Source organism: Bacillus sp. FJAT-27251, assembly GCF_001273925.1.
In the GTDB taxonomy this organism is placed as follows: Bacteria; Bacillota; Bacilli; order Bacillales; family Cytobacillaceae; genus Mesobacillus_B.
The window spans coordinates 2,265,414-2,282,286 of record NZ_LIGG01000001.1; the positions used below are offsets into that span (position 1 = coordinate 2,265,414).

Consider the following 16,873-nt stretch of genomic DNA (forward strand, 5'->3'; position numbering starts at 1 on the left):
CGTATGAAAAATACAAATAACCTGACTCCAAGGCAAATTGTTGAACGGCTCGACCAATACATTATTGGGCAAAAAGAGGCCAAAAAGGCCGTGGCGGTAGCCTTGAGGAACCGATATCGCCGAAGTCTGCTTTCGGAAGAAATCAGGGACGAAATCTCCCCGAAAAACATTTTGATGATTGGACCTACAGGAGTAGGTAAGACTGAAATTGCCAGAAGAATGGCAAAAATGGTAAGGGCTCCTTTTGTGAAGGTTGAGGCTACGAAATTCACCGAGGTCGGCTATGTCGGCCGTGATGTTGAATCCATGGTCCGTGATTTGGTTGAAACGTCTGTCCGTCTTGTAAAGGAAGAAAAAATGCAGGATGTAAAGGAACGGGCGGAGGAGAACGCCAACCGGCGCCTGGTCGAATTGCTCGTCCCTTCAGCCAAGAAATCAGCCAATTATAAAAACCCGCTGGAAATGCTTTTCGGCGGGGCGGCCCAGCCAGAGCAGGATACCTCTTCAGCGACGGAAGACATGAACCTAAGGGACCGTCGCAGGGCTGTGGAGCTAAAGCTTCAGCAAGGCGAGCTCGAGAATGAGGTTGTGACTGTTGAAGTGGAAGAACAGACTCCATCGATGTTCGATATGCTCCAGGGCTCGGGCATGGAACAGATGGGGATGAACATGCAGGACGCACTTGGAAACCTTATGCCGAAGAAACGGAAAAAACGGAAACTTCCTGTCAGAGAGGCTAGAAAGGTGCTGGCAAATGAAGAAGCACAAAAATTGATCGATATGGACGAAGTGGCCCAGGAGGCGACTGTCAGGGCTGAGCAGACAGGAATCATCTTCATCGACGAGATTGACAAGATCGCCAGCAAAAGTTCTGGCGGCTCATCGGCCGATGTCTCCCGCGAAGGCGTACAGCGTGATATACTGCCGGTCGTGGAAGGTTCAACTGTTGTCACAAAATATGGCCCGGTCAAAACTGACCATGTACTGTTCATTGCAGCAGGTGCTTTCCATATGGCAAAGCCATCTGATTTAATACCGGAACTTCAGGGCCGCTTCCCAATTCGGGTGGAACTGACCAAGCTCACTGTGGACGATTTTTACCGGATTCTTGTGGAGCCTGATAATGCGCTCACAAAACAATATGAAGCATTATTGGAAACAGAAGGTATACAAATTGAATTTTCTGACGATGCTATACGTAAAATAGCCGAGGTTGCGTATGAGGTGAACCAGAATACCGACAATATTGGGGCGAGAAGGCTGCACACCATTCTTGAGAAACTGCTTGAGGATTTAAGCTTTGAGGCTCCTGATATTACAATGGAAAAGATTGTGATCACTCCGCAGTATGTGGAGGAGAAACTCGGCGCGATTTCCCGCAACAAGGATTTGAGCAGGTTCATCCTGTAAACTTCTGTTTTGTCACATGGTGTTATGGGTAGACAAAAAATGAACCATACTGCCGGAATATTCACTGATATAAGATGCAACACAAATGGTAGATTTGTTTATGCAAATAGGAGGAAGAATTAAATGGACTTACTGTCGAAAACTAGAAAAATCAATGCATTGCTGCAAAAGGCTGCTGGAAAGCCGGTAAATTTCAAGGAAATGTCTGAGACATTATCCGAGGTCATTGAAGCAAATATCTTTATTGTAAGCCGCCGCGGAAAGCTGCTTGGCTTTGCCATCAATCAGCAGATTGAAAACGAGCGCATGAAAAAAATGCTTGAAGACCGCCAGTTCCCGGAAGAGTATACTCAAGGCCTTTTCAATATCCACGAGACCTCTTCAAACCTGGACGTGGAAAGTGAATACACCATCTTCCCGGTTGAAAACAAAGACTTGTTCAAGAATGGCTTGACGACCATTGTTCCAATCATCGGAGGCGGTGAGCGTCTGGGAACCCTGCTGCTAGGCCGCGTTGAAGCGCCATTCCGTGATGATGATCTGATTTTGGCTGAATACAGCTCCACAGTTGTCGGCATGGAGATTTTGCGTGAAAAAGCGGAAGAAATCGAAGAAGAAGCACGCAGCAAGGCTGTCGTACAGATGGCGATCAGCTCCCTTTCCTACAGCGAGCTTGAAGCGATTGAACATATTTTTGAAGAGCTGAATGGCAAGGAAGGCTTGCTTGTTGCTTCCAAGATTGCCGATCGTGTGGGCATCACGCGTTCCGTGATTGTAAACGCGCTCCGCAAGCTGGAAAGCGCGGGGGTCATCGAGTCTCGTTCACTGGGAATGAAAGGTACCTACATCAAGGTCCTGAATGACAAATTCCTGCTCGAGCTTGAAAAGCTGAAAGCTAATTAAGTTGAGCTTAAGAAATCCTGTTCCCCAGAACAGGATTTTTTACAGGATAAGAAAGTTTCTGCACTTAGATAACTGTCTAGCTCCAGCGCCTAGCCCCTCGAGTCGCTTCGGTCCAGCTGTTGAAGTCAAAGAACGACTTCATCAGCTGGCCCTCCAGCGCTTGTCGGGGCTGAGCAAGGCGCTTGCGCTTTTCTTATGGAGAATTCCAAACCAGGACTTGATTGTGGTCTCCCCATGTGCTATAGTATTAAACGGTGTTAATACACACGGTCATGGATTTGAACGGATGGTGCTGTTCCAACAGTTTTCGCTCAAAGAGGAAATGGCCGGAGGTAAACAAAAACCATTAGGAGGAAAAATCATGTCAGTCATTTCAATGAAGCAATTGCTTGAAGCTGGTGTACATTTCGGTCACCAGACTCGCCGCTGGAACCCTAAGATGAAGAAATACATCTTCACTGAGCGTAACGGCATCTACATCATCGACCTTCAAAAGACAGTTAAGAAGGTTGAGGAAGCTTACAACTGGGTAAAAGAATTAGCTGCTGAAGGCGGTACTGTTCTTTTCGTTGGTACAAAGAAACAAGCTCAGGACTCTGTGAAAGAAGAAGCAGAACGTTCTGGCATGTACTATGTAAACCAGCGCTGGTTGGGCGGAACACTAACAAACTTCGAAACCATCCAAAAGCGTATTTCACGCCTTAAAGATATCGAAAGAATGTCAGAAGACGGAACTTTTGAAGTTCTTCCGAAGAAAGAAGTTGTTCAATTAAGAAAAGAGCAAGAGCGCTTGGAAAAATTCCTGGGCGGTATCAAAGATATGAAGAGCCTTCCTGATGCTCTTTTCATCATCGACCCACGCAAAGAGCGCATTGCAGTTGCGGAAGCTCGCAAACTGAACATTCCAATCGTTGGTATCGTTGATACAAACTGCGATCCAGATGAAATCGATGTTGTCATCCCTGCAAACGACGATGCAATCCGCGCGGTTAAATTGTTGACAGGCAAAATGGCAGATGCGATTCTTGAAGCGAAACAGGGCGAAGAAACAGCAGAACCTGTAGAAGCTTAAGCTAGAAATGGGGAAAGGTGATATAGGGATACCCTTTATCACCTTTTTTTAAAGTTTAAATCTCTAAATTAATGAGAAAATAGGCAATAGGTACATACCGACAAAAATTAAGGAGGAATAAACGATATGGCAATTACAGCACAAATGGTTAAAGAACTTCGTGAAAAAACTGGCGCTGGAATGATGGATTGCAAGAAAGCCCTTCAAGAAGTAGATGGAGACATGGAAAAAGCAATTGACTTCCTTCGTGAAAAGGGAATTGCGAAAGCAGCTAAGAAAGGCGACCGCATTGCAGCTGAAGGGCTTGCTTCCGTAGTTGTTGAAGGAAACGAAGCTGTCATCCTTGAAGTCAACTCCGAAACAGATTTCGTAGCAAAAAACGAAGGTTTCCAGAACCTTGTAAAAGAGCTTGGCGCTCATATCCTTAAAAACAAGCCTGCAAATGTTGAAGAAGCCAATGCCCAAACAATGGACAATGGTGCAACAGTTGAAGCCCACATCAATGCAGCAATCGCTAAAATTGGTGAAAAGCTTTCCCTTCGCCGCTTCGAAGTGAAAACAAAAACAGATGCCGATGCATTTGGTGCCTACCTTCATATGGGAGGACGCATTGCGGTCCTGACTGTCCTTGAAGGAACTACTGATGAAGCCGCTGCAAAGGATGTTTCCATGCATATTGCGGCAATCAATCCTAAATACGTTTCCCGTGACGAGGTTTCCCAGGAAGAAGTTGAGCGCGAGCGTCAGGTTCTGACTCAACAGGCGCTGAACGAAGGAAAGCCAGAAAACATCGTGGCGAAAATGGTTGAAGGACGCCTTGGCAAGTACTTTGAAGACGTCTGCCTTCTTGATCAGTCGTTCGTAAAGAATCCGGATCAGAAAGTACGCCAGTTTGTTGAATCCAAAGGCGGTACTGTCCGTGAGTTCGTCCGCTATGAAGTTGGCGAAGGAATCGAGAAGCGCGAAGACAACTTCGCTGAAGAAGTAATGAACCAGGTAAACAAGAAATAATAATGTGAATGAAAAAATCAGGGAACACTTTGTGTTCCCTGTTTTTGGAATAAATTCTTTTTTACATAAATGGAGGTTTCTATGAGCAGCCCAAAATACAAACGTGTTGTCTTAAAGTTAAGCGGAGAGGCTTTAGCAGGGGAACAAGGCTTTGGCATCAACCCTACTGTCATTAAGAATGTAGCCAGCCAGGTCAAGGAGCTTGCCGATCTTGGTGTCGAGGTAGCGGTTGTAGTTGGAGGCGGCAATATCTGGCGCGGCAAGATTGGGGAAGAGATGGGCATGGACCGGGCAACAGCGGATTATATGGGGATGCTGGCAACCGTCATGAATTCACTTGCCCTTCAGGACAGCCTTGAGCATGAAGGTGTGGAAACGCGTGTTCAGACGTCCATTGAGATGCGGCAGGTCGCCGAACCATACATCCGCAGACGTGCGATCCGCCACCTTGAGAAAACCCGTGTTGTCATCTTTGCTGCTGGCACCGGCAACCCATATTTTTCAACAGATACAACAGCAGCCTTAAGAGCGGCAGAAATTGAAGCCGAAGCGATTCTGATGGCCAAGAACAATGTCGACGGTGTCTATTCAGCGGATCCCCGGACCAATAAAGATGCTGTGAAATATGATGAACTTTCTTACCTTGATGTCATTAAGGAAGGCCTGGCTGTCATGGACTCCACCGCTTCTTCCTTATGTATGGACAACGACATCCCATTGATTGTATTCTCTATTATGGAGGAAGGTAATATTAAGAGAGCTGTTATGGGTGAAAGAATCGGAACTATTGTGAGGGGGAAATAACCATGCCAAAACAAGTCATTGAAAAAGCAAAGGACAGAATGAGCAAAGCCATCCAGGCTTACACACGCGAGTTGGCAAGCATCCGTGCAGGCCGCGCGAGCGCGTCTCTTTTAGACAGGATTACTGTTGATTATTACGGAGCGCCTACACCTGTTAACCAGCTTGCTGGTATTTCCGTTCCGGAAGCAAGGCTTCTGGTCATCCAGCCTTATGATAAATCCATCCTGGGTGAAATTGAGAAAGCGATCATGAAATCGGATCTTGGCATCAATCCTACAAGTGATGGATCCATCATCCGTCTGGCGATTCCTCAATTGACAGAAGAGCGCCGCCGGGAACTGGCTAAGCAAGTGAAAAAAGAATCTGAAGAAGCCAAAGTAGGCATCCGCAATATCCGCCGTGACGGCAACGACGAACTTAAAAAGCTTGAGAAAAACGGTGAAATTACCGAGGATGCTCTTCGCGGCTATTCCGAGGACATTCAAAAGCTGACGGACGAATTCATTAATAAAATCGACCAGATTACGAAGGATAAAGAAAAGGAATTACTGGAAGTTTAACTCTGACAGCCAGATTGAAATATGAAAAGCCCCCTTGCAATGGGGGTTTTTTCATAGGCCCGAAAAACATGACAGGATGGGAGATTCTGATTGGCAATCTGTCTACATAGTATTTATAGAGATATCTTTTTTCATTTTTGGTATGATAGGAACATACGGAAATCAGGGCGCCAGCCATTCCCTGTTATTTCCTGTTGGAGCCACGTTTATCCTACCTTAGGGGAGCTGTCTTATGTTAAACAAATTAAATCCCTGGAAGACCCAGAATAAAGCTTCCAGCCTTAATGAACGAATCCTGCAAGTAAAGTCACAGGAACCGCCTTCACATATCGCAATCATTATGGATGGAAACGGCAGATGGGCACAAAAGAGATCGCTGCCGAGGATTGCAGGCCATCATGAAGGGATGAAAGTCGTTCGCAAAATCACCAAGCTTGCCAGTCAGCTCGGAGTTAAAACGTTGACAGTCTATGCGTTTTCGACGGAGAACTGGAAGCGGCCTAAACGGGAAGTGGACTTCCTGATGAAGCTTCCCGAGGAATTTCTTGGCACCTATCTTCCCGAACTTGTTGAAGAAAATGTAAGAGTAACAATGATGGGCTACAAGGACAAATTGCCGCCCCATACGCAGAGAGCGGTCGAAAAGGCCATGAAGGACACCAAGGATAATACCGGCCTGACTTTGAACTTTGCGCTGAATTATGGAAGCAGGGCAGAGATACTGGATGCAGTCAGGGACGTTTTAAATGACTGCAATAAAGGCAAACTGGAAGTGGGCGAACTGGATGAAGAGGCTTTTTCCTCTTATCTGATGACCTCATCCCTGCCGGATCCAGACCTGCTGATTCGAACGAGCGGAGAAATCCGTCTGAGCAACTTTATGCTCTGGCAGCTTGCCTACTCGGAGTTTTGGTTCACTGATGTATTGTGGCCGGATTTCAGCGAGGAGCATTTTGTCGAGGCCATCGAAGTATTCCAAAGCCGCCAGCGGCGATTTGGAGGAGTATAATAAAGGTGTTGATTAGATGAAGCAAAGAATTATAACAGGGGTCGTTGCAGCAGCCATTTTTCTTCCAATCGTCCTTTTTGGCGGTTGGCCGTTCGTGCTGATGGTTTACCTGCTGGCATCTGTTGGCCTGTACGAAGCACTGAAAATGCGCAATATAAAAATATGGTCAATACCAGGCATCATTTCACTAATTTTGTTATGGATATTTCTTATTCCAAGCGATTATCTTGAAATCCTGGCAGACATGAATTACAGCAAAATTGAACTTACCCTTTTTGCGGTGCTATTATTTTCCACTTATACCGTGGTAACAAAAAACCGGTTTACATTTGATGATGTGGCCTTTTCCATAATGGCGACCCTCTATGTAGGGATAGGCTTTTACTATTTCATTGAAACAAGAGCCAGTGATAATGGCTTGACGTTTGTGTTTTATTCCTTGTTCCTGATCTGGGCGACAGATTCAGGGGCCTATTTCATCGGCAGGGCCATCGGCAAGAATAAGCTTTGGCCGGAAATCAGCCCGAATAAAACACGGGAAGGCTTCTTTGGCGGAATTGTATGTGCCATGATTGTCGGTCTGCTCTTCGGTTTATTTGCCGATATGAATATACCGTTGCTTCTCCTGCTGCTGGCAACGGCAGTGCTGTCCATCTCCGGCCAGGTTGGCGACTTGGTCGAATCAGCCATGAAACGGCATTACCATGTCAAGGACTCGGGAAGGATCCTTCCCGGCCATGGCGGAATTTTGGACAGGTTCGACAGCCTGCTGTTCGTTCTGCCACTGCTTCATTTCATGAATATGCTGTAGAATGGGAAAAAGGCTTCATCCGCAGTGAAAGGCACTGTGGTTTGTTATTAATAGGAGTGAAATGAGTGAAAAAAATCAGTTTATTGGGAGCAACCGGATCCATCGGGGTCCAGACGCTCGATATCATCAGAGAACATCCTGCAGAGTTTAAGCTTGTCAGCTTGTCAGCGGGCCGGAATCTTGACCTTGTCCGCAAGGCCGTTACCGAGTTTCAGCCTGAATTCGTGTCGGTGCAGGAAAAAGGCGACAGCGACAAGCTCAAGGCTGAATTCCCTGGCCTGAAAATCGGCTATGGACCAACAGGGCTTGAAGAGGCAGCTGTTTATTCAAACGCCGATATTCTTGTGAATGCCGTCCTTGGAAGTGTCGGACTGTCTCCAACCCTAAAGGCCATTGAGGCAGGCAAAACCATTGCGATTGCCAATAAAGAGACACTTGTGACAGCAGGACACCTTGTTATGGAAGCTGCCAAAAAGCATGGAGTGCCCATCCTGCCAGTGGACAGTGAACACTCGGCCATTTATCAGGCTCTTCAAGGTGAAAGGGAGAAAAATATTGAACAGTTGATTTTAACGGCTTCGGGAGGAAGCTTCCGCGACCGTACGAGGGAAGAACTGGTTGGAGTGACGGTATCAGAGGCTTTGAACCACCCCAACTGGTCAATGGGTGCAAAAATTACGATTGATTCAGCTACCATGATGAACAAAGGGCTGGAGGTGATTGAGGCACATTGGCTTTTTTCCATGCCATACGACCAAATTTCGGTGCTCCTTCACAAGGAAAGCATCATCCACTCCATGATCGAGTTTCATGACTCCAGCATCATCGCCCAGCTGGGAACTCCGGATATGAGAGTTCCAATCCAGTATGCCCTTACCTTTCCGGACCGTCTCCCTTTGCCATCAGGCAAGAGGCTGAATCTGGCGGAGATAGGGAAATTGCATTTTGCACAGATGGACTTGGACCGGTTCCGCTGCCTAAAGTTTGCCTTTGATGCCGGCAGGGCCGGCGGGACTATGCCTACGGTTTTGAATGCAGCCAATGAGGCGGCGGTCGCTGCTTTCCTGGAAGGGCGGATCACATTCCTTCAAATCGAGGATTTGATTGAAAAGATGCTTAATACCCATGAGAACATCCTTAATCCCGATTTGGAAACCATAACAGCCATTGATGAAAAAACCAGACAAGATGTAAGCATCCTTATCCCTTAAAAAGGTGGTTATCTAATGAGTACAGTCATTGCCTTTATCGTCATTTTTGGCGCTCTCGTATTCTTTCATGAGCTGGGCCATTTAATTTTTGCCAAGCGGGCCGGCATCCTTTGCCGCGAGTTTGCCATCGGCATGGGTCCAAAGGTATTCTCCACGACGAAAAACGAAACGACCTACACGATCCGGCTGCTGCCAATAGGCGGTTTTGTCAGGATGGCAGGCGAAGACCCGGAAATGGTGGAAATTAAGCCGGGGTACCGGATTGGCCTTCTGTTTAACAGGGATAATCAGGTGGATAAAATCATCTTGAACAATAAAGACAAGTATCCCGATGCCCGCATTATCGAGGTTGAGCAGGCGGACATTGAGCACAAGCTGTTCATCAATGGCTATGAAGATGGTGACGATGAAAAGCTGCAAAGATTTGAAATCAGCCCTGAAGCAGTGCTAGTTGAAAATGGGGTGGAAAGCCAGATTGCTCCTTATGACAGGCAATTTGCTTCAAAAACTCTGGGCCAAAGGGCCATGGCCATCTTTGCCGGGCCGTTGTTCAATTTTATCCTGGCGCTTGTGGTTTTCATTATCATTGCATTATTCCAGGGCATGCCTTCAAATGAACCAATGCTTGGAAAGCTCGCACCGGATGGCTCAGCGCTTGAAGCGGGGCTGCAGGAAGGCGACATTGTCCACAGCATCGAAGGTTCCGAAATATCCAGCTGGACAGATGTGGTTGAAATCATCCAGAAAAACCCTGGTGAAAATCTTGAATTTGTTGTCGAGCGGGGCGGAGAAACAATGGAAATTCCGGTGACGCCGGCTGCACGGGAAGTTGAGGGCCAGACCATCGGAATCATTGGTGTCTACAGTCCGGTAGAAAAATCGCCGCTTAAAGCGGTCGTTTATGGGTTTGAAGAGACCTATAACTGGACCGTGCTGATAATTACATCAGTAGGAAAGCTGATCACAGGACAATTTTCAATTGATGCCCTTTCCGGCCCGGTCGGGATTTATGAATCGACCAGCATTGTCGCCCAATCCGGAGTATGGTATCTGATGAGATGGGCTGCGGTGCTCAGCATCAACCTTGGAATTATGAACCTCCTGCCAATCCCGGCACTTGATGGCGGAAGATTGATGTTCTTCGCTGTCGAGGCAGTAAGAGGCAAGCCGATTGACCGCCACAAAGAAGGAATGGTCCACTTTATCGGATTTGCCCTGCTGATGCTGCTGATGCTTGTGGTCACCTGGAACGATATTCAAAGGTTCTTCCTATAGGGAAGCTGCACGATACCATCCCGGTCTCACCGGGATGGTATCGTCTCTCTCTTTTGCCGTTTTTTATTTTAAAGATGAGGTGTATAACTGATGAAACAAAGCATGACCTTAATTCCGACGCTGCGGGAAGTACCGTCGGATGCTGAAATCAAGAGCCATCAGCTTCTTTTGAGGGCAGGATATATCCGCCAGAATACAAGCGGAGTGTACTCCTATATGCCGCTCGCCAAAAAAGCGCTGCAGAAAATCGAAAACATTATTCGCGAGGAAATGGATAATGCCGGAGGAGTGGAGCTATTAATGCCTGCCCTTCAGCAGGCAGAGCTATGGCAGGAATCTGGCAGGTGGTATACGTACGGACCTGAACTGATGAGGCTGAAGGACCGTCATGAACGCGATTTTGCCCTGGGGGCCACCCATGAAGAAGTGATTACCAGCCTGGTGCGCGATGAGGTGAAATCCTACAAGCGTCTCCCGCTGACTCTTTATCAAATCCAGACGAAGTTCCGGGATGAGAAACGGCCCCGTTTTGGATTGCTTCGCGGCCGCGAATTCATCATGAAGGATGCCTATTCATTCCACTCGTCCCACGAAAGCCTTGACACTGTGTACGAGCTGCTATTTAAAGCCTATTCAAATGTCTTTTCGCGCTGCGGGCTTGACTTCCGTGCGGTAATTGCGGATTCGGGCGCAATGGGAGGAAAGGACACTCATGAATTCATGGTCCTTTCCGATATCGGCGAAGACACAATCGCCTACTCCGATACTTCCAGCTATGCAGCCAATATCGAAATGGCGCCTGTAGCCATGGAATATCCGAGGAAGGACGAGGCTGCAAAAGAGCTGGACAAGGTCCTTACAGAAAACCAGGAGACCATCGAAGAGGTATCGGGATTCCTGAAGGCAGAAGCGAAGGACTGCATCAAATCCCTGCTGTTCAAGGTGGATGATTCCTATGTGCTCGCCCTTGTGCGCGGGGACCATGAAGTGAATGACATTAAGCTTAAAAACCTGCTTGGAGCAGCGACGGTCGAACTTGCTGATGCCGAAGATACAAAGCGGATTCTCGGCTGTTCTGTCGGTTCGATTGGGCCAATCGGCGTGAAGGATGTAGAGGTTGTTGCCGACCATGCCGTAGCAGCTGTCGTCAATGGTATTTGCGGGGCAAACGAAGAGAATTACCATTATGTGAATGTGAACCCTGACCGCGACTTTGCCGTCAGGCAGTATGCCGACCTCCGTTTCATCCAGGAGGGAGATCCATCTCCGGACGGACAGGGAAAGATTTTGTTTGCCAAGGGCATCGAAGTAGGCCATATCTTCAAGCTTGGCACAAGATACAGTGAAGCGATGAATGCTGTTTACCTTGATGAAAACGGCCGTACCCAGCCGATGATCATGGGCTGCTACGGAATTGGTGTTTCCCGTGTAATGGCTGCTGTAGCCGAGCAGTTCAATGATGAAAAAGGCCTTGTCTGGCCGGCTGAGGTCGCTCCGTTCCAGCTGCACTTGATTGCCGTCAATATGAAGGACAACGCTCAGGCCCAAGTGGCTGACGAGCTGTACAGTAAACTGAAAGGTGCACGTTACGATGTCCTGTTCGATGACCGCCAGGAGCGCCCGGGTGTCAAGTTCGCCGACTCCGATCTCATCGGCCTGCCAGTTCGGATTACCGTCGGCAAAAAGGCCGCAGAAGGCATTGTCGAAGTGAAGTCCCGGAAAACGGGAGACATGGAGGAAGTACATGTCGACCAGCTTGAAGAAACCATTGCCAAACTTTTAAAAGCATAAAGGACAGGTGAGTGATTCACCAATTGAAAAAGCGGGCATCCATCCCTTTGGTGGATGTCCGTTTTTATGGAACGCAACTCCTAATCATTTCCTAGTATTTCTCGCCGCTATAAGCCAATCTGCTTACTATTTTATGTTATAATAACTGTTGCTAAAAAAATCGCAGGATGATTTTCAAATAGATAGGAGGGACATGATGACAGATCTTTCCTCTAAAAAGAAAGAGAGTTTCCAGGTGCTTCTGCAGCAGCTTCAGCTGACAGATGATGCTGAAGCTCAATTTTTCTATAATGCCCTGATTGACCGGGTGACTATAGAAAAAAAGTCGAAGAAATGGCATTTTTTCTTTCAGTTCGAAAAGATTATCCCTTGCAGCCTGCTGACAAGGTTCAGAACGCAGCTGGAGAAGAAATTCGCCCATATAGCGACCGTTTCCTACACAATCCATGTGCTTGAGCAAAACATCAGCGAGCAGCTTGTCCACGATTACTGGAAGAACTGTATCCAGGAAATTGATGGCATTGCTCCTCCGTTACTTAAGCTGTTAAACGAGCAGCTCCCAAGGCTGCAAGGGAATAAACTAATCCTGAATGTCCGCAATGAATTGGAAGGCCTCACTATCAAACGGAAATATTCCGGCCTAATCGCCGATATTTTCCAGTCTTTTGGTTTTCCTGTTTTGGCGATCGAAACCGAAATAATGGAGAATGCATCTTCAACGGAATTTGAAGAATTCCAAAAAGCGAAGGCAAAGGAAGACCAGGAACGTGCTTTGATGGCGATGGTGGAAATGCAGAAGAAAGAAGCGGAAAAAGACCAGGGTGACGGCTTGCCGGATGGCCCGGTTACCATCGGGTTGACCATCAAGGATGACGCCGATTTCCGCCGGCTCGAGGAAATTGTGGATGAAGAACGCCGCGTGACGGTTGAGGGATATGTATTCCATGCGGAGACGAAAGAGCTTCGCAGCGGACGAACGCTTTTAACATTTAAAATCACCGATTACACAAGCTCGATCATGGTTAAAATGTTCTCCCGCGACAAAGAAGACGCAGCCATCTTCCAGCACGTCTCAAAAGGCATGTGGCTGAAGGTCCGGGGAAGCATCCAGAACGACACCTTTGTCCGTGACCTTGTCATGATTGGAAATGATGTGAACGAAATCAAACCAAAACTTCGCCAGGACACTGCACCGGAAGGCGAAAAACGGGTTGAACTTCATCTCCATACACCGATGAGCCAGATGGATGCGGTCAGCAGTGTCAGTTCCCTCGTAGCACAGGCGAAAAAATGGGGACATAAAGCTGTCGCCATTACCGACCATGCTGTAGCTCAATCCTTCCCTGAAGCATTCGGGGCAGGCAAGAAAAACGATATCAAAATCCTGTATGGCGTTGAAGCCAATCTTGTTGACGACGGTGTGCCAATCGCCTACAACTCGACCCACCGGCTGCTTGCGGAAGACACATTTGTGGTCTTTGACGTCGAGACTACCGGGTTGTCGGCTGTCTATGACACCATTATCGAACTTGCAGGCGTTAAAGTGAAAGACGGTGAAATCATTGACCGGTTTGAATCGTTTGCCAATCCGCATCACCGGCTGTCAGCAACCATTATCGAACTGACTGGGATTACTGATGATATGGTAGAAAATGCTCCCGAAGTGGACGATGTCCTCCGGCGCTTCCATGAATGGACCGGGGATTCCATCCTTGTAGCCCACAATGCATCATTTGACATGGGCTTTTTAAATGCTGGCTACAAGAAAATCGGTCTTGGAAAATCAGCCAATCCGGTTATTGATACGCTTGAACTTGGACGGCTTCTGTATCCGGATATGAAGAACCACCGTTTGAATAACCTGGCCAAGAAACTGGATGTCGAACTTACCCAGCATCACCGTGCCATTTACGATGCGGAAGCAACAGGGTACATTCTGATGAAAATGCTCAAGGATGCTCTGGAAAAGGGAATACAGTACCATGACCAGATGAATGACTATATGGGGCAGGGAAAGGCCTACCAACGGGCACGTCCGCATCACTGCACGATTTTGGCGCAAAACGAGACAGGATTGAAAAATCTGTTCAAGCTGGTCTCGATCTCCCATCTGGAGTACTTCTACAGGGTGCCCCGCATTCCAAGGTCCATCCTTGAAAAACACCGGGAAGGCCTTTTAATCGGATCGGGATGCGACAAGGGCGAAGTTTTTGAGACGATGATGCAAAAGTCGAAGGAAGAGGCGGAAGAAGCTGCTTCATTCTACGATTATCTTGAGGTCATGCCTAAGCAGGTTTATGCCCATTTGATCGAGCTCGAACTAGTCCGTGATGAAAGGTCGCTCGAGCACATCATCACGAATATTGTCAAAATCGGCGAAAAGCTCGATATTCCAGTTGTCGCGACAGGAAACGTCCATTACCTGAATGAAAATGACAAGATATACCGCAAAATCCTTGTCAATTCACAGGGCGGCGCCAACCCGCTTAATCGCCACCGGCTTCCGGATGTGCATTTTAGGACGACGAATGAAATGCTTGATGCATTTTCATTCCTAGGGCCAGAAAAGGCGAAGGAAATTGTTGTGGCCAATTCCAATAAAATTGCCGATATGATTGATGTGATCAAGCCGATCAAGGACGACCTGTATACTCCGAAAATCGATGGCGCAGATGATGAGATGCGCAACATGAGCTATGCGATGGCAAGAAGCATCTACGGGGATGAACTGCCTGAAATCGTCGAAGCCCGGCTTGAAAAAGAATTAAAGAGTATCATCGGGCACGGATTCGCGGTTATTTACCTTATTTCCCACAAGCTTGTTAAAAAGTCGCTTGATGATGGCTACCTTGTTGGATCCAGGGGATCGGTCGGCTCCTCGTTCGTTGCGACGATGACCGAGATTACCGAGGTGAACCCGCTGCCGCCGCATTATGTCTGTCCAAAATGCAAAAAGTCGGAGTTCTTTAATGACGGGTCGGTCGGTTCCGGTTTCGACCTTCCTGACAAGGATTGCCCTGATTGCGGAATCAAATATAAAAAAGACGGCCACGACATTCCGTTTGAAACGTTCCTTGGTTTCAAGGGGGATAAGGTGCCCGACATCGATTTGAACTTTTCCGGTGAATACCAGCCAAGGGCGCACAATTATACAAAGGTGCTTTTTGGCGAGGACAATGTCTACCGTGCGGGAACCATCGGTACCGTAGCGGAAAAGACGGCCTATGGGTATGTAAGAGGCTATCAGAATGATAACAATCTGCACATGCGCGGTGCCGAAACCGACCGTCTTGTGGCAGGGTGCACCGGCGTAAAACGAACGACGGGGCAGCATCCTGGCGGAATCATCGTTGTCCCCGACTATATGGATATCTATGATTTCTCGCCGATCCAATTCCCAGCCGATTCGGCGACATCTGAATGGCGGACAACGCACTTTGACTTCCATTCCATCCATGACAACCTGCTAAAGCTTGATATTCTTGGGCACGATGATCCAACAGTCATCAGGATGCTTCAGGACCTGAGCGGCATCGATCCAAAGACGATTCCGACTGACGACCCGGAAGTCATGAAAATTTTCTCAAACACCGAATCTCTTGGAGTGACAGAAGAGCAGATCATGAGTAAAACCGGATCTTTGGGCATCCCGGAATTCGGGACAAGGTTCGTCCGCCAGATGCTTGAGGATACAAAGCCGACAACCTTTTCGGAACTCGTGCAGATCTCCGGGCTTTCCCATGGTACCGACGTTTGGCTCGGAAATGCCCAGGAACTGATCCACAACAACGTCTGTACGCTTAGCGAAGTAATCGGCTGCCGTGACGATATCATGGTCTACCTGATCTACCAGGGCCTCGAACCATCATTTGCCTTTAAAATCATGGAATCGGTCCGTAAAGGTAAAGGCCTGAGCGATGAGATGGAAGAAGAAATGCGCAAGAACAAGGTGCCTGAATGGTATATCGATTCCTGCAAAAAGATAAAATACATGTTTCCTAAAGCCCACGCCGCAGCTTATGTTTTAATGGCTGTCAGGATTGCTTATTTTAAAGTGCACCATCCGCTCCTGTATTATGCAGCCTATTTCACGGTACGGGCGGAGGACTTTGATGTCGACGCAATGGTTCGCGGATCGCAGAGCATCAGGGCCAAGGTTGAAGAAATCAACGCAAAAGGGCTGGATGCTTCAACCAAGGAAAAGAACTTGATGACGGTTCTTGAATTGGCACTCGAAATGTGTGAGCGGGGCTTCTCCTTCAAGAAGGTGGATCTTTACCGTTCAAGTGCGACAGACTTCATTATCGATGGCGATTCGCTCATCCCGCCGTTCAATTCCATCCCGGGATTGGGTACAAACGCGGCAATCAACATCGTAAAGGCTCGCCAGGAAGGGGAATTCCTTTCCAAGGAAGACCTCCAGCAGCGCGGGAAAGTGTCCAAGACCATCATTGAGTTTTTGGACAACCACGGCTGCCTGGAAGCACTGCCAGACCAGAACCAGCTGTCATTGTTCTAATTTTAAAAGTATTGAGAGGCTCATGCGTGGGCCTCTCTTTTTAAATTGGTCGGTAGAAACGGATAACGAGTGTGCTGGAGGAAATTGTGTAATAGGCTTCATTGACGTAAAAAGGGAGAGAGCGAACGGGGAAATTGCGTTAATAGCGGCCGATGGCGTAAAAAGATAGAGTGTAACTGGACAGAATTGCGTTAATGGCGGTCGTTGGCGTAAAAAGAGAGAGAGTGACAGGACGGAATTGCGTTAATAGCCTTCATTGGCGCAAAAAAAGAGAGAGCAGCCCGGGAAATTGCGTTAATAGGCTTGGTTGGCGTAAAAAGGGAGAGAGTGACAGGACGGAATTGCGTTAATAGCCTTCCTTGGCGCAAAAAAAGAGAGCGCGGCCTGGGAAATTGCGTTAATAGGCTTCGTTGGCGTAAAAAAGAGAGCGCGGCCAATAGAAATTGCGTCAATAACCTTCATCGATTGAAAATAGCGCCTCTGCACGTTTCAATCGC

General features: G+C 47.7%; 12 protein-coding genes. All 12 read left to right on the plus strand.

Annotation, left to right across the window (positions count from 1 at the left end; all coding sequences use genetic code 11):
* The first annotated feature begins 3 nt into the window (after window positions 1–3).
* The 12 genes from hslU to ADU22_RS10790 all read left to right on the plus strand — a co-directional run bounded on the left by hslU (window position 4) and on the right by ADU22_RS10790 (window position 16,376).
* Window positions 4–1,410, plus strand: coding sequence for an ATP-dependent protease ATPase subunit HslU (gene hslU, locus ADU22_RS10735; RefSeq protein ID WP_053362148.1), 1,407 nt, complete (start codon window positions 4–6; stop codon window positions 1,408–1,410).
* 123 nt (window positions 1,411–1,533) lie between these two features.
* Entirely contained in the window at window positions 1,534–2,313 is a 780-nt protein-coding gene (gene codY, locus ADU22_RS10740) for a GTP-sensing pleiotropic transcriptional regulator CodY (protein WP_053362149.1), read from the plus strand.
* A gap of 361 nt (window positions 2,314–2,674) precedes the next feature.
* Window positions 2,675–3,385: a 30S ribosomal protein S2 gene (gene rpsB, locus ADU22_RS10745; RefSeq protein WP_053364526.1), complete on the plus strand. Its 711-nt coding sequence runs from the start codon at window positions 2,675–2,677 to the stop codon at window positions 3,383–3,385.
* A gap of 126 nt (window positions 3,386–3,511) precedes the next feature.
* Window positions 3,512–4,396 (plus strand): translation elongation factor Ts, encoded by an 885-nt coding sequence (tsf, locus tag ADU22_RS10750; protein WP_053362150.1) that lies wholly within the window; start codon window positions 3,512–3,514, stop codon window positions 4,394–4,396.
* 81 nt (window positions 4,397–4,477) lie between these two features.
* Window positions 4,478–5,200, plus strand: a complete 723-nt coding sequence (gene pyrH, locus ADU22_RS10755; RefSeq protein WP_053362151.1) for a UMP kinase — start codon at window positions 4,478–4,480, stop codon at window positions 5,198–5,200.
* 2 nt (window positions 5,201–5,202) lie between these two features.
* A complete protein-coding gene (gene frr / locus ADU22_RS10760) occupies window positions 5,203–5,760 on the plus strand; it encodes a ribosome recycling factor (RefSeq protein WP_046522145.1) in 558 nt (185 codons plus the stop codon).
* A gap of 232 nt (window positions 5,761–5,992) precedes the next feature.
* Window positions 5,993–6,769, plus strand: a complete 777-nt coding sequence (uppS, locus tag ADU22_RS10765; RefSeq protein WP_053362152.1) for an undecaprenyl pyrophosphate synthase — start codon at window positions 5,993–5,995, stop codon at window positions 6,767–6,769.
* Window positions 6,770–6,785: 16 nt separating this feature from the next.
* Complete coding sequence (locus ADU22_RS10770) at window positions 6,786–7,580, plus strand: phosphatidate cytidylyltransferase (RefSeq protein WP_053362153.1); 795 nt, start codon at window positions 6,786–6,788, stop codon at window positions 7,578–7,580.
* 65 nt (window positions 7,581–7,645) lie between these two features.
* Window positions 7,646–8,791, plus strand: a complete 1,146-nt coding sequence (dxr, locus tag ADU22_RS10775; RefSeq protein ID WP_053362154.1) for a 1-deoxy-D-xylulose-5-phosphate reductoisomerase — start codon at window positions 7,646–7,648, stop codon at window positions 8,789–8,791.
* Between the two features lie 15 nt (window positions 8,792–8,806).
* Window positions 8,807–10,066, plus strand: coding sequence for an RIP metalloprotease RseP (rseP, locus tag ADU22_RS10780; protein ID WP_053362155.1), 1,260 nt, complete (start codon window positions 8,807–8,809; stop codon window positions 10,064–10,066).
* Between the two features lie 90 nt (window positions 10,067–10,156).
* Window positions 10,157–11,857, plus strand: a complete 1,701-nt coding sequence (locus ADU22_RS10785) for a proline--tRNA ligase (protein WP_053362156.1) — start codon at window positions 10,157–10,159, stop codon at window positions 11,855–11,857.
* 196 nt (window positions 11,858–12,053) lie between these two features.
* Entirely contained in the window at window positions 12,054–16,376 is a 4,323-nt protein-coding gene (locus ADU22_RS10790; RefSeq protein ID WP_053362157.1) for a PolC-type DNA polymerase III, read from the plus strand.
* Window positions 16,377–16,873 lie beyond the last annotated feature (497 nt).

Excerpts from the sequence above, each read along its gene's own strand:
- codY (WP_053362149.1), top strand. The coding sequence starts at position 1,534 with ATGGACTTACTGTCGAAAACTAGAAAAATCAATGCATTGCTGCAAAAG.
- ADU22_RS10770 (WP_053362153.1), top strand. The coding sequence starts at position 6,786 with ATGAAGCAAAGAATTATAACAGGGGTCGTTGCAGCAGCCATTTTTCTT.
- ADU22_RS10785 (WP_053362156.1), top strand. The coding sequence starts at position 10,157 with ATGAAACAAAGCATGACCTTAATTCCGACGCTGCGGGAAGTACCGTCG.
- uppS (WP_053362152.1), top strand. The coding sequence starts at position 5,993 with ATGTTAAACAAATTAAATCCCTGGAAGACCCAGAATAAAGCTTCCAGC.
- rpsB (WP_053364526.1), top strand. The coding sequence starts at position 2,675 with ATGTCAGTCATTTCAATGAAGCAATTGCTTGAAGCTGGTGTACATTTC.
- ADU22_RS10790 (WP_053362157.1), top strand. The coding sequence starts at position 12,054 with ATGACAGATCTTTCCTCTAAAAAGAAAGAGAGTTTCCAGGTGCTTCTG.
- tsf (WP_053362150.1), top strand. The coding sequence starts at position 3,512 with ATGGCAATTACAGCACAAATGGTTAAAGAACTTCGTGAAAAAACTGGC.
- pyrH (WP_053362151.1), top strand. The coding sequence starts at position 4,478 with ATGAGCAGCCCAAAATACAAACGTGTTGTCTTAAAGTTAAGCGGAGAG.
- hslU (WP_053362148.1), top strand. The coding sequence starts at position 4 with ATGAAAAATACAAATAACCTGACTCCAAGGCAAATTGTTGAACGGCTC.
- frr (WP_046522145.1), top strand. The coding sequence starts at position 5,203 with ATGCCAAAACAAGTCATTGAAAAAGCAAAGGACAGAATGAGCAAAGCC.
- rseP (WP_053362155.1), top strand. The coding sequence starts at position 8,807 with ATGAGTACAGTCATTGCCTTTATCGTCATTTTTGGCGCTCTCGTATTC.